This window comes from Methylobacterium sp. C1 (genome assembly GCF_001854385.1).
GTDB lineage: Bacteria > Pseudomonadota > Alphaproteobacteria > Rhizobiales > Beijerinckiaceae > Methylobacterium > Methylobacterium radiotolerans.
This window is the reverse complement of sequence record NZ_CP017640.1, coordinates 6,315,649-6,328,461: the sequence shown is the minus strand read 5'-3', so window position 1 is coordinate 6,328,461 and position 12,813 is coordinate 6,315,649. Positions and strand designations below refer to the sequence as shown.

Annotated in this window: 12 protein-coding genes; 6 read left to right on the top strand and 6 right to left on the bottom strand. The window is 72.1% G+C overall.

The window, feature by feature from the left end:
• Positions 1-234: 234 nt before the first annotated feature.
• The 4 genes from BKE41_RS29275 to BKE41_RS29260 are packed head-to-tail and all read left to right on the top strand — an operon-like array spanning position 235 to position 3,537.
• Entirely contained in the window at positions 235-618 is a 384-nt protein-coding gene (locus BKE41_RS29275) for a VOC family protein (RefSeq protein WP_012322411.1), read from the top strand.
• Positions 618-1,703 carry an ABC transporter substrate-binding protein gene (locus BKE41_RS29270; protein ID WP_024828042.1) on the top strand — a complete coding sequence of 362 codons (1,086 nt, stop codon included), beginning with the start codon at positions 618-620 and terminating at the stop codon, positions 1,701-1,703. Before BKE41_RS29275 ends, BKE41_RS29270 begins: the two co-directional genes overlap by 1 nt.
• A 23-nt stretch (positions 1,704-1,726) precedes the next feature.
• Entirely contained in the window at positions 1,727-2,752 is a 1,026-nt protein-coding gene (locus tag BKE41_RS29265) for an iron ABC transporter permease (protein ID WP_012322409.1), read from the top strand.
• The gene (locus BKE41_RS29260; RefSeq protein WP_024828044.1) at positions 2,752-3,537 is read left to right on the top strand and encodes an ABC transporter ATP-binding protein; all 786 of its coding nucleotides are present in this window, start codon (positions 2,752-2,754) and stop codon (positions 3,535-3,537) included. Before BKE41_RS29265 ends, BKE41_RS29260 begins: the two co-directional genes overlap by 1 nt.
• 15 nt (positions 3,538-3,552) lie before the next feature.
• On the opposite strand, the gene BKE41_RS29255 is transcribed toward BKE41_RS29260, so the two are convergent.
• Entirely contained in the window at positions 3,553-4,326 is a 774-nt protein-coding gene (locus tag BKE41_RS29255) for a Crp/Fnr family transcriptional regulator (protein WP_053621308.1), read from the bottom strand.
• Between the two features lie 135 nt (positions 4,327-4,461).
• The gene (locus BKE41_RS29250) at positions 4,462-5,346 is read right to left on the bottom strand and encodes a GH25 family lysozyme (RefSeq protein ID WP_012322406.1); all 885 of its coding nucleotides are present in this window, start codon (positions 5,344-5,346) and stop codon (positions 4,462-4,464) included.
• A 202-nt stretch (positions 5,347-5,548) separates the two neighbouring features.
• Here BKE41_RS29250 and BKE41_RS29245 point away from each other — a divergent pair, with 202 nt between their 5' ends.
• The gene (locus BKE41_RS29245) at positions 5,549-5,992 is read left to right on the top strand and encodes a DUF488 domain-containing protein (protein WP_029361377.1); all 444 of its coding nucleotides are present in this window, start codon (positions 5,549-5,551) and stop codon (positions 5,990-5,992) included.
• A gap of 7 nt (positions 5,993-5,999) precedes the next feature.
• Here BKE41_RS29245 and BKE41_RS29240 read toward each other — a convergent pair whose 3' ends face one another.
• From BKE41_RS29240 to BKE41_RS29225, 4 genes are all read right to left on the bottom strand, one after another.
• Positions 6,000-6,377 (bottom strand): hypothetical protein, encoded by a 378-nt coding sequence (locus tag BKE41_RS29240; protein ID WP_012322404.1) that lies wholly within the window; start codon positions 6,375-6,377, stop codon positions 6,000-6,002.
• 46 nt (positions 6,378-6,423) lie between these two features.
• Positions 6,424-6,657, bottom strand: coding sequence for a hypothetical protein (locus BKE41_RS29235; protein WP_024828046.1), 234 nt, complete (start codon positions 6,655-6,657; stop codon positions 6,424-6,426).
• Positions 6,658-6,803: 146 nt separating this feature from the next.
• Positions 6,804-7,721: a DNA-binding response regulator gene (locus tag BKE41_RS29230; protein WP_029361375.1), complete on the bottom strand. Its 918-nt coding sequence runs from the start codon at positions 7,719-7,721 to the stop codon at positions 6,804-6,806.
• The gene (locus BKE41_RS29225; RefSeq protein ID WP_012322401.1) at positions 7,714-11,088 is read right to left on the bottom strand and encodes an ATP-binding protein; all 3,375 of its coding nucleotides are present in this window, start codon (positions 11,086-11,088) and stop codon (positions 7,714-7,716) included. The genes BKE41_RS29230 and BKE41_RS29225 overlap by 8 nt, the downstream gene beginning before the upstream one ends.
• A gap of 274 nt (positions 11,089-11,362) precedes the next feature.
• Between BKE41_RS29225 and urtA the strand changes: the two genes are divergently transcribed.
• On the top strand, positions 11,363-12,631 hold the full coding sequence (gene urtA, locus BKE41_RS29220; protein ID WP_071000586.1) for an urea ABC transporter substrate-binding protein: 1,269 nt from the start codon (positions 11,363-11,365) through the stop codon (positions 12,629-12,631).
• Positions 12,632-12,813 lie beyond the last annotated feature (182 nt).

Genomic DNA, 12,813 nt, shown 5'->3' with positions numbered 1-12,813 from the left:
CTTGGCTGTGCGGTTGGCTGTGCGATGTGGGTTCGCGACCGGGATGTGGGATGGATGTTGCATCCCTGCAACGGTCCTGGCGGCGAAAGTCTGCGGGTTCGTGCCGAACGTCAAGCGGCCGGTCTCGCCGCGGCTCCGCGCCGGCCCTATCGTCGGACCCGGCGCGCAGCGGCGCCTCCGGCGCGACGGCACCGGGGGCCGCACCCGCCCATGTCATCCGGGGCCGGAGAGCCGATGCACTACGCCTGCGACCACCTCCACCTGCGCAGCCGCGATGCCGTCGCGGCCGCTTCCTTCTACGTCGAGACGTTCGGGGCCCGGGAGGTGAAGCGCGTCGGCGCGGACCCCGTGCAGCGGGTCGTGCTCGACCTCGGCGGCCTCGCCGTCTTCATCGAGCAGGCCCCGGATGAGATCGCGCCGGCGACCGCCACGCCCTGTCTCGGGATCGAGCATGTCGGGCTGCGCGTCGCCGACATCGAGGCCGCGATGGCCGATCTCATCGCCCGGGGCGTGACGGTGCGGACCGGCATCACGGCGCGCGGTCCCGACCTGCGGATCGCTTTCGTGGAGGGACCCGACGGCGCGCTGATCGAGATCCTGGAGCGGAAGCCCGCCTGATGGCGCCGAGAGCCGGCCGCCGCCGCGCCCTGGCCGCGGCGCTGATCGCGTTGCTGGCGGCGTCCGGCGGGGCGGCGGCGCGCCCGTTCACGGACGCGGCCGGCCGCACGGTCGAGCTCCCCGAGCGGGTCGGGCGGGTGCTCGCCGCGGGACCGCCCGCCGCGGTGCTGCTCTACACCCTGGCGCCCGACCTGATGGCCGGATGGGTGAGCGCCCCGCATCCCGCGGCGATGCCCTTCCTCGAGCCCCGGACCCGCGCGCTCCCCGCCTACGGCCGCCTCACCGGGCGCGGCGGGACCGCGAATGTCGAGGCGGTGCTCGCCGCCAAGCCCGACCTGATCGTGGATTCGGGCAGCCTCGGGCCGACCTACGCGTCGCTCGCCGACCGGGTCCAGGCCCAGACCGGGATCCCCTACATCCTGCTGGACGGCAGCCTCGCGAAGACCCCGGAAGCCTATCGGCAGCTCGGCGCGGCCCTGGGCCGTCAGTCCGACGCGGACGCCCTGGCGGCGGAGGCCCAGCGTCTCGCCGACACGGTGGAGCGCGCCGTCGCGGCGGTCCCGGAGGAGAAGCGGCCCCGGGTCTACTACGCGCGCGGGCCGCGCGGGCTGGAGACGGGGTTCGCCGGATCGATCAACACCGAGCTGGTCGAGGTCGCCGGCGGCCGCAACGTCGCGCAGGACGGTGGCGGCCGCCTCGGCAACGTCTCGCCCGAGCAGGTTCTCGCCTGGAATCCGGACGTGATCGTCACCCTCGATCCGGCCTTCGCGGCCGGGCTGAGCGCCGACCCGCTGTGGCGGGACGTCCGGGCCGTACGGAGCGGGCGGGTCTACGTGGCGCCGCTCCAGCCGTTCCCGTGGTTCGACGCGCCGCCGGGGGTCAACCGGCTGATCGGCCTGCGCTGGCTCGCGGCCCGGCTCCATCCGGACCTGTTCCCGCAGCCGATGCCCGACGTGGCGCGCGCCTTCTACAGTCGCTTCTACCACGTCGACCTTGATGCCGGTCAGGTCGCCGCTCTCCTCGCCCCGACGCCGGGCGCTCGGCCGAGCTCGACACCGGGCTCGTCCCCGGGCCCGGCCCGGTGAGCCGCGTCCCGGCCGCCGCCGTGATGATCCGGGCGCGCGCCCGACGCCGCCTGCCCGCTGCGCTGTTGTCCGGGCTCGCCCTGCTGGCGCTGACCGCCCTCGCGCTGGCTGTCGGCAAGTACCCGGTCGCGCCCGCGGACCTCGCCGCCATCCTCGGGAACCGGCTGCTCGGGCTGCCGGCCCGGGCCCCGGCGACGGCGGAGACGGTCGTGATGCAGGTGCGCCTGCCGCGGGTGATCGCCGCGCTGGTCGTGGGCGCGGCCCTCTCGGCGGCGGGGGCGACCTACCAGGGCCTGTTCCGCAACCCGCTGGTCTCGCCCGACATCCTCGGCGTCTCGGCCGGCGCCGGGCTCGGGGCCGTGCTCGGGATCTATCTCGGCCTGCCGGTGGCCCCGATCCAGGCCCTGGCCTTCCTGGGCGGGCTCGGCGCCGTCGCGGCGGTCTACGGCGTCGGCCTCGCCGTGCGGCGGCACGATCCGGTCCTGACCCTGGTCCTGGCCGGGGTCGCGGTGGGGGCGGTGCTCGGAGCTGGCATCTCGCTCCTCAAGGTCCTGGCCGATCCCTACAACCAGCTGCCGGCGATCACGTTCTGGCTCCTCGGCAGCCTATCCTCGGTCACCCTCGGCGACGTCGCCGCCACCCTGCCGATGATGCTGCTCGGCCTCGTGCCCCTGGTGCTCCTGCGCTGGCGCATGAACCTGATGAGTCTCGGCGACGCGGAGGCGCGGGCCCTCGGTGTGGAAACTCGGTTGCTCCGTCCCGTCCTGATCGCCGGCGCGACCCTGATCACGGCGGCGGCCGTGGCGATGACCGGGGTCATCGGCTGGATCGGGCTGATCGTGCCGCACGTCGCTCGGCTCCTGGTCGGGCCGGATTACCGCCGCCTGCTGCCGGCCTCGCTGGTGCTCGGCGCGGGCTACCTGGTGCTGGTCGACCTGATCGCGCGGAATCTGGGCACCGTCGAGGTGCCCCTCGGCATCCTGACGGCGCTCGTGGGGGCGCCGTTCTTCCTCTGGCTGCTGGCGTCCGGGCGCCGGGGCTTCAGCTGATGCTGCTCCAGGTCCGGGACCTCGCCGTCGGGTACGGCGGCCGCACGGCCGGCCGCACCGTCGCCCAGGGCGTGTCTTTCGACCTCACCGCGGGCGAGGTGATGTGCCTCGTCGGGCCGAACGGCGGCGGCAAGACCACGCTGTTCCAGACGCTGCTCGGCCTGCTGCCGGCCCGCGCCGGGCGGGTGATCCTCGACGGCGCCGATCTGTCGCGGCTGTCGCGGGTCGCCGTGGCCCGCGCGATCGCCGCCGTGCCCCAGGCGCACGCGGCGTTCTTCCCGTTCACGGTGCGCGAGGTCGTCGTGATGGGCCGGGCGAGCCGGCTCGGCCCGTTCGCCGCCCCCGGTCGCGCCGACGTCGCGGCCGCCGAGCGGGCTCTGGCCGCCCTGGGAATCGGGCACCTCGCCGATCAGGTCTACACCGAGATCAGCGGTGGCGAGCGGCAGCTCGCGCTGATCGCGCGGGCTCTCAGCGGCGAGCCGCGGCTCCTCGTCATGGACGAGCCGACCGCCAGCCTCGATTTCGGCAATCAGGCCCGCGTCCTCGGGCAGATCCGCCGCCTCGCCGAGGCCGGCATCGCCGTGCTGTTCTCGACGCACGATCCCGGCCACGCCCTGCTCTGCGCCGATCGACTCATCGCCCTGCACGCGGGCCGCCTCGTCGCCGACGGGCCCGCCGCCGCGACGGTCACGCCGGACCTGCTGCGCCTGATCTACGGGATCGACGTGGTGGTGGCGCCGGTGCCGGGTCTCGCGGCGCCGGTCTGCGTGCCGGTCGTCGACTGACCGCGCGCCGGTCCCTCACCGGAGTCGCGAGAGCGTCTCGGCCGGCTCGGTCCGGCGGTTCGTGTCGGCCCCGTAGGCCGCGCCGAGCACCGCCTCGCACTGGATCCGCACGCGGGCGTGGCACTCGCAGGCGGCGTTGGAGACCGCCCGGCGGTCGAGGATCGTGATGCGCCCGCGGCCGACCCGGACGAGGCCCTGCTCCTGCAGCACCCGCAGGATCCGGGTGAGGTAGGTGCGCTGGACCCCGAGCATGGAGGCCAGCAACTCGTGGGTGATCGGGAGGGTGTCGCCGCCGGTCCGGTCCTGCAGCGACAGCAGCCAGCGGAGGCAGCGCTGCTCGATCGGGTGCAGGGCGTTGCAGGCCGCGATCTGGAACAGCTGGGCCAGGAAGCAGTCGGCGTAGCGCGCGAACAGGTCGCGGAGCGTCTCGGATCCGAGCGCAGCCTGCCGGAGACGCTCCGCGTCGAGGCGCAGCGCAGCCCCGCCGACCTGCACCAACCCGCTGACCGCGGCCGGCAGCCGGCCCTCTCCGATGATCCCGCCGATCGCACCCTCGTGCCCGACGCTCGCGATCTCGGCCGTCCTGCCGTCCCGCGTGGCGACGATCAGCGCCACGACAGTCTGGACGTGGGGGAAGATCACGTGGCTCGCCGCGACGGCCGCCGAGAGCGCCGTGTCGCCCTTGGCGAAGGTCACCGGCTCCAGATGGGGCGCGATCAGGGCCCGGTCCGAACCAGACAGCGCGTCGAGGAGCAGGTTGCCGGTGGAGGCGGCAGAGTCGATCGGCATGGGGGACGGAGAGGTGCGGGAGGAGAGTTTCCCGTCAGGATCCTCTCGAGGCTCGCCCGCCGGTGCGCGGGCCCGTCAGCCATACCCCGCGCTCTGCGCCCCTGAACTAACCTAGGTTTTGCCGAAGGCTTTCATCTACTTATCCGTGCAGAGACCCTGCTCCGAGAGCCGCTTGTGCTCGCGCGGGTCGCAGTCGGTGGCCAGGAACGAGGCCCACTCGGACGGCGTGCCGTAGAAGGCGTTGCGGTCGACGTCGCCGCGCACGCCCGGGACCCGGCCCGTGGAGGTGAACTGCCACAGCATCCACTTGCGGTTGACGAAGCGCTGCTCGGGCTCGGCCGCGGTGGAGCGCAGCCAGTGCGGGTAGTCGGGGAGCTCGCCCTCCAGGACGTCCTTGTGGAAGGTGATGTCGGTGTAGATGATCGGGCGCTTGCCGGTGTAGCGCTCCATCTCCTCGAGCATCTCGGTGACCATCGCCAGGGCCTGGGCCTTGGGCAGCTTCTTCGGGCAGGTCTGCGAGTGGCCGTTCCACTCGACGTCGAGGACCGGCGGGAGCGCGGTGGGGTCGTTCGGGACGTTCTTCTTGAACCAGTCCATCTGCTCCCTGGCGGAGCGGCACCAGAACACGAAGTGGTAGGCCCCGCGCGGCACGCCGGCCCGGGCGGCGGCGTCCCAGTTGGTCCGGAAGCGCTCGTCGACGTGGTCGCCGCCCTCGGTGGCCTTGATGAAGGCGAACTGGGTGCCGGCGGCCCGGACCGAGGCCCAGTCGACGTTGCCCTGCCACTTCGAGATGTCGATGCCCTGGATCGGGTGAAGCTTGGCCTTGGCCACGCCCGGATGGGGCTTCACGTCGCCCTTGGTCGGATAGAAGTCGTTGTTCGACGCGCAGGCCGCGAGCCCGGCCAGGATGGCGGCGGCGGCGAACCGGCCGGCGAGGCGACGGGCCGGCCTCAGGCGTTCGCTCAAGTTCCGAGCGACTTCCCCGAACGGCGACCGCGAAAGCTCTAAAATCCGCGACATCAGTGTTTAGCCCGCCACCGAAGAAGCGCCACAGACAGGCGTATTCGATGGCCCCGGCGCGGTTAACGGAGCTTTGCGATCATTGCGGCGGAATTCCGGGACGCGTTGCATCCCCGCGACATACGGCGCCGATCCCCGGCTGGTTCACAGGCCCGCATCCGGCTAAGTCGCGGTTCCGCAACGCGAGTCCGGACGGGACACCGTGAGTAAGCAACTCTTTACCATAGGCTACGAAGGCCTCGACCCGGAGCGCCTCGTCGGCGTCCTGCGCTCGGCCGGCGTCGCGGTGCTGGCGGATGTCCGGGCAGTGGCGAATTCGCGCAAGCGCGGCTTCTCGAAGGGCGCGCTCGGCACGTCCCTGCACGAGGCCGGGCTCGGCTACGCGCATCTGCGCAGCCTCGGCACCCCGAAATCCGGCCGGCAGGCGGCGCGGGCCGGGGACGCGGGGCTGATGCGCCGGATCTACTGCGAGGAGGTGCTGGATACCGCCGCCGGGATCGCGGCGCTGGACGAGCTCGCCGCGCTCGCCGAGGCGTCGCCGATCTGCCTGCTCTGCTTCGAGCGCGATCCGGCCGGCTGCCACCGGCGCGTGCTGGCCGAGCGCCTCGCGCCGCGCGGCTTCGTGGTCGGCGATCTCTACGGCTGAGCGGGCCTCACCGCCCGGACAGGGGCTGCTGCGCGCGCATGCCGAGCGCGCCGGCGAGGCGCCGGACGGGCCCGAGGGCGGCGGTCAGTCCCCGCGGCGCGGCCCTGCGCGGCGCGCGCGGCCGGCGCCGGTCGGCGTCCGGGACCGGCTCGACCGGCAGGTAGAGCGTGTCGAAGAAGGACATCTCCAGGAGAACGGCGCCGTCGTCGTCGGTGATCACCATCGCGGCCTCCATGAGGCGCGGGTCACCGCCGTGCTGACGCATCAGCCCCTGCACGATCGTGCGCGCGGTCGACCGGGCGGCCTCGGCATCCTCGACCCACTGGGCCGCCGAGGCCGGGAGCGAGGCGTTGCCGAGGCGGATGGTGAAATGGGCGCGGACCATGGAGCGCTCCTCGGAGGGGCCGGCGGGACACCGCCGGCAACGGGTGTCAGGCGGCCTGAGCGTCGTCCAGCGGATCGCCGGCGGTATCGGCGGCGGGCTCGGACCTGTCGGCCGCGGATTTCGGATCGAAGGCGTCCGCGAGCAGGCCGAGGCGCCGCGCCATGTCCCGCACCTCGTTGAGGGCGATCGACTTCTGGCCTTCCTTCACCGCCCGCGTGATGTCGCTGACCTGTGTGGTGGCGATCCGCTTCAGTTCGTCGGCGAGCTGCTGGCTGGTCATCATCGCATCCGGACTCGGCTTGTCGGGCTGAGCTGGGACCGTGAGGCGGCGGGGCTTACCAAGGCGTTTCCCCGAGCACCCGGGCCTGTGGACAAGCTTGGGGATCCGCGGCCACCGCAACCCTGCCGACCGGTTCGCGAGCGGGCTCAATCCTGCAGGTGCCGCGCCGCGATGATCGAGGCGGCCGTGCGGTTCTCCACACCGAGCTTCGCGTAGATGCCCTCGAGGTGCTTCGTCACGGTCCGGTGGCTGAGCCCGAGGATCTCGCCGATGTCGCGGCTCGACTTGCCCCGGGACAGCCAGAGGAGAACCTCCGCCTCGCGCCCGGTGACCGGCAGGCGCGCCCGCAGCCGCTCGACCCCCGCCGACAGCGCGTCGCGTGACAGGCGGAGCAGGATCTCGTCCGGGGTGCGGCCGATGAAGCTCAGGGCGTAGGCGACGCCGTCGCGATCGGTCAGCGCGAGCGGCTGGGCGGCGCCGGCGAGGCAGCCACGCAGCCAGTCGCGGGCGCCGGCGGGCAGCGCGCGGGCGCCGGACGGATCCGCGCCGAGTCCGGCGAGCAGACGCCCGGCCTGCGGCGTCGACCACAGGACCGTGCCGTCCTCGGCGACCGCGAACAGCGTCCTCCCGGCGGTGTCGAGGGCGGCCCGGGCGCTCTGCGCGGCGCGGGCGCTCGCCAGATGCACGCGGATCCGGGCCAGGATCTCGTCCGGGGCGATGGGCTTCGTGACGTAGTCGACCCCGCCGGCAGAGAGCCCCTTCACGATGTGCTCGGTCTCGCTCAGCCCGGTCATGAAGATCACCGGCACGCCGGCGAGCTGCGGCTTGGCCTTGAGCCGCCGGCAGGTCTCGAACCCGTCGAGGCCCGGCATCACCGCGTCGAGCAGGATCACGTCCGGCGTGATCTCGTCCACCAGGGTCAGGGCGAGATCGCCGCCGACCGCGACCAGCACGGTGGCGCCGGACCGCTCGATCGCCTCGGTGAGGAAGCTCAGCGTATCGGGTGAATCGTCGATCACAAGGACGATGTCCCGGTGCGGCTGAACCGTCGGCGCCTCAGCCATGGCGGGCGAGCTCCTGCAGGACCGAGAGGTAGCGGCGCAGGTCGTACCCCTCGACCAGTCCGCGCATGCGGGCGACGAAGGCGGGCGGCACGGTCGCATCCGCCTCCATCTGAGTCAGCTTGGCCTCGATGGCGCGGATGTGCCCGATCCGGCCGAGGCGCAGGAGTTCGCCGACATGTTCGGGCCCCGGTCCCGGGAGGTCCGCGGCGGCCGGGACGGGCTCGGGCCGCGCCGGCGCGGCGCCCTCGGTCCACTCGAGGTGCAGGAGCTTGCCGATCCGCTCCATCACGTCGCGCAGGTCGAAGGGCTTCGCGAAGATCGCGTCGTGGGGGGCGTCGTCGCCGCGGGTCGGGCTGATCTCGTGGACGTTGGCGGACATCATGGCGATCGGGCCGGTATGACCGGCCTGCCGCAACGCCGCCGCCGCCGCCCAGCCGCTCATCCCGGGCATCGCGATATCGAGGAGGACGAGGTCGACGCCACCCTGCGCGACCATCGCGAGGCACTCGGCTCCCGACCCGGCCTCCCGCACGGCGATGCCCTGCGGCTCGAGAATCGCGCGCATCAGCGCGCGGTGGGCGCTGTCGTCGTCGGCGACCAGGACGGTCCGGCGCGCCCCCGCGTAGGCCCGCTCCGGGGACGCCGTCGGCGCGGGCGGGGCGATCGGCGCGGGCTGGGCCACGGAGGCCAGCATCAGGCGCAGCCGCGCCTGCGTGCCGCCGCCCGGGGCGGCCGTCACGGTGATCTCGCCGCCCAGCAGCTGCGCCAGCAGGTTGGCGATGGTCAGCCCGAGCCCGGTCCCCGGCGTGCTCCGGGCGGCCGGGGTCGAGCCGCGCTCGAAGGGCTCGAAGATCCGCGCGAGATCGGCCTCCGGGATGCCCGGGCCGGTGTCGCGGATCGTGAAGACGGCGATCTGGCTCCGGTAGCTCAGGTCCAGCGAGACGGTGCCGGCTTCGGTGAACTTGATGGCGTTCGACAGGAGGTTGAGCAGCACCTGCCGCAGGCGCTTCTCGTCGGTGGCGACCACCGCCGGCAGGATCTCGGGCCTCGAGAACCGGAACTCCAGTCCGGCCTCCCGCGCCTGGAGACGGACCATGTCGACGAGCTGGTCGAGGAAGTCGGTCAGCCGGACCTCGTCCCGGTGGATCTGGAGGCGTCCCGCCTCCATGCGCGAGATGTCGAGGAGGCCGTCGATCAGGCCGGAGAGGTGCTGGGCGCTGCGCCGGATCACCCGCAGGCCGTTGACGCGGTGCGCCGGGATCGCCGGGTCGGACTCGAGCAGCTGGGCGTAGCCGAGGACGGTGGAGAGCGGCGTGCGCAGCTCGTGGCTGATCCCGACCACGTAGCGGCTCTTGGCCTGGTTGGCGGCCTCGGCCCGCTCCTTGGCCTCCTGCAGCTTGGCGTCGGTGACCTTGTGGGCAGCGATCTCGGCTTGGTAGAGCGCGGTCTGGCGCATCGTCTCGGCCTGGGCGACGCGCCGGCTCTCCTGGGCGAGCACGAACAGCCACGCCACGACGCCGAGGATCACCACCAGCGTGAAGAACACGCTGGTCAGCGCCGTGCGCAGGAACTCGCGATTCTCCGGGTGGGCGATCGTCGCGCCCGCGTGCACGATCCCGAGGATCAGCCCGATCACCGCGCAGAGCGTCAGCATCACCGCGAGGTAGCGGCCGAGCGGCGCGCCGATCCAGGCGGCGGTTCGGCCCGGCAGGATCCGGGCGACGGCGGCCTGCGCCTGCGCTTCCAGGCGTCCATGGGGCTTGCACAGGTCGCCGCAGCGGGCGTCGAGCGAGCAGCAGAGGGAGCAGATCGGCGCGTCGTAGGCCGGGCAATGGGCCATGTCCTCGCCCTCGAAGGGCAGCTCGCAGACCCGGCAGACCACCTCGGCCGCGCCCCAATCCTGCTTCGGCGTCCGGGCGAGATACCAGCGCCCGGCCGTGGCCCAGGCGATCGCCGGGGCCGCACAGAATGCGATGGCGAGAGTCAGCAGCGGCGCGAAGGGCTGCAGGGTCGCGCCGAGCCAGCCGACATAGGCCGCGCCCCCGGCCGCGAGGGCCAGCGCCATGGCCCCGGTGCCGACCGGGTTCACGGCGTAGAGATGGGCGCGCTTGAACTCGATGCCCGGCGGCGAGAGGCCGAGCGGCTTGTTGACCGCGAGGTCGGCGGCGAGGGCCCCGACCCAGGCCGAGACCACGGAGGCGTAGAGCGGCAGCGTGCTCTCGATGGTCTTGTCGATGCCGAGCTCCATCAGGAGCACCGCGATGGCGACGTTGAACACGAGCCAGACCACTCGCCCGGGATGGCTGTGGGTCAGGCGCGAGAAGAAGTTCGACCACGCGATCGAGCCGGCATAGGCGTTGGTCAGGTTGATCTTGAGCTGCGACACGAGGACGAACAGCCCGGTGAGGAGCAGAGCCGCCCGGCTCCCCTCGCCCGTCAGGTAGCCGAAGGCCACCGCGTACATGCGGGTCGGCTCGGCAGCGTGCTCGGCCGGGACGCCGTGGCCCAGCGCCAGGACCGCCAGCGCGGCGCCGAGCAGGATCTTCAGCATCCCGGGCAGGATCCAGCCCGCGCCCCCCGACAGGACGGCCAGCCACCAGCGGCGGTCGCGCGGGCCCTGTGGCTCCGGCACGAAGCGCAAGAAGTCGACCTGCTCGCCGACCTGGGCGAGCAGCGCCAGCAGGACGCCGGTGGCGAGCCCGAACCGGGCGAGATCGAAGTTGGCCCCGCCGCCGTCGAGGCCCGGGAAGCCGGCGAGCGCCCGCAGCGGCCCCGCGCCCTGCGCCGCCACGAAGATCAGCGGCAGCAGGCTCAGGCCGAGCCAGATCGGCTGGCTCCAGATCTGGAACCGGCTGATCAGCCGGATCCCGTAGACGACGAGGGGAATCACCGCCCCCGCGCAGAGCAGGTAGCCGATGCCGAGCGGCAGCCCGAAGCAGAGCTGCAGCGCCAGCGCCATGATCGCCGCCTCGATGGCGAAGAACAGGAAGGTGAAGCTCGCGTAGATCAGCGACGTGACGGTCGAGCCGAGATAGCCGAACCCCGCGCCCCGGGTGAGCAGGTCCATGTCGACGCCGTGCCGGGCGGCGTAGACCGTGATCGGCGCCGCGGTGGCGAAGATGATCAGGCCGACGACCAGCACGGCCGCGACCGTGTTGGGGAAGCCAGCCGTCAGCGCCAGCGTCCCGCCGATCGCCTCCAGCGCCAGGAACGAGATCGAGCCGAGGGCGGTCTGCGCGACCTCGAGGCTCGACCAGCGCCGCGCCTTCTTGGCGGTGAAGCGGAGGGCGTAATCCTCCAGCGTCTCGTCGGCGACGAAGCGGTTGTAGTCCCGGCGGATGGGGATGATGCGCTGCGGACCGCTCATGGGGTCCCGGCCGGGCCGATCCGACCGCCGGTCCCGGGCGGCAGGGCGCGTGGGCGGTCACGCGCGCGCGAAACATCGCGCACCGGCGCAATGCCCACACTATTCGCGCTCTCAGCCACCCCGACCTCAAAGTATTCCGCCGCGATGGTGCGACGCATGCAAGAGCACGGCCATACGCAAAATCGCGTATAGGCCGCACCGCAACCCAGGACCTAGCCTGCGCTCGTCGATCCGGACCGCCTCTCAAGGCCCGGACGCGAACAGGGGCAGGCACATGGCAGACGACACCGAGACCGGCGCCGATCACGGCTTGCGCTCCCCGCTGCGGCGCAAACTGCTCATGGGGCTGGCCGGCGCCCCGGCACTGGCGCTGATGCCGCGGTCGGCCTGGGCGGCCCCGCCGACCTCGGCGGTCAACACCACGGGCCTCGCGGTGACCGACAGCGAGGTGACCGTCGGCATCCTGCACTCGATCACCGGCACCATGGCGATCTCCGAGACGGGCGCGCAGGAAGCCGAGAAGCTGGCGATCCAGCAGATCAACGACGCTGGCGGCGTGCTCGGCCGCAAGATCAAGATCATCCAAGAGGACGGCGCCTCCGACTGGCCGACCTTCGCCGAGAAGGCCAAGAAGCTCCTCGTCAACGACCACTGCGCCGCCGTGATGGGCTGCTGGACCTCGGCGTCGCGCAAGGCGGTGCTGCCCGTCTTCGAGCAGTACAACGGCCTCCTCTACTACCCGACCTTCTACGAGGGCCTGGAGCAGTCGAAGAACGTCTTCTACACGGGCCAGGAGGCCACCCAGCAGATCCTCGCCGGGCTCGACTGGGTCCACAAGGAGAAGGGCGGCGACAGCTTCTACTTCATCGGTTCCGACTACATCTGGCCGCGCACCTCCAACAAGATCGCCCGCAAGCACGTCGAGAACGTGCTCAAGGGCAAGGTCGTCGGCGAGGAGTACTTCCCCCTCGGCCACACGCAGTTCAACTCGGTCATCAACAAGATCAAGCTGACCAAGCCGAAGGTGATCTTCGCGACGATGGTCGGCGGCTCGAACGTGGCGTTCTACAAGCAGCTCAAGGCGGCCGGCATCGACCTGTCGAAGCAGGTGCTGATGACGATCTCGGTCACCGAGGACGAGATCGACGGCATCGGCGGCGAGAACATCGCCGGGGCCTACGCCTGCATGAAGTACTTCGAGTCGATCCAGAACGAGAACAACAAGGCGTTCGTCGCCGCCTTCAAGAAGATGTGGGGCGAGAAGACGGTCATCGGCGACGTGACGCAGGCGGCCTATCTCGGCCCGTTCCTGTGGAAGATGGCCTGCGAGAAGGCCGGCTCGTTCGACGTCGACAAGGTGGTGGCGGCCTCGCCCGGGATCGAGTTCAAGGGCGCGCCCGAAGGCTACGTGAAGATCGACGAGAACCATCACCTCTGGTCGAAGACCCGGGTCGGCCGCGCCAAGCCCGACGGCCAGTTCGAGATCGTCTACACCAGCCCAGACCTGATCAAGCCGGACCCTTTCCCGAAGGGGTACCAGTAGTCGCGCGGTATGCGCGCCTCCAACACGCGACCTCATCCTGAGGTGCAGGGCGATCATCGATCGCCCTGCCTCGAAGGAGCTCTCCAGGACCCGCGCGCGTTCTGGAGCCCTCCTCCGAGGCCTCCGCTGCGCTCCGGCACCTCAGGATGAGGTGATCTGAGCGGGATCACGGGCCTCCGCCG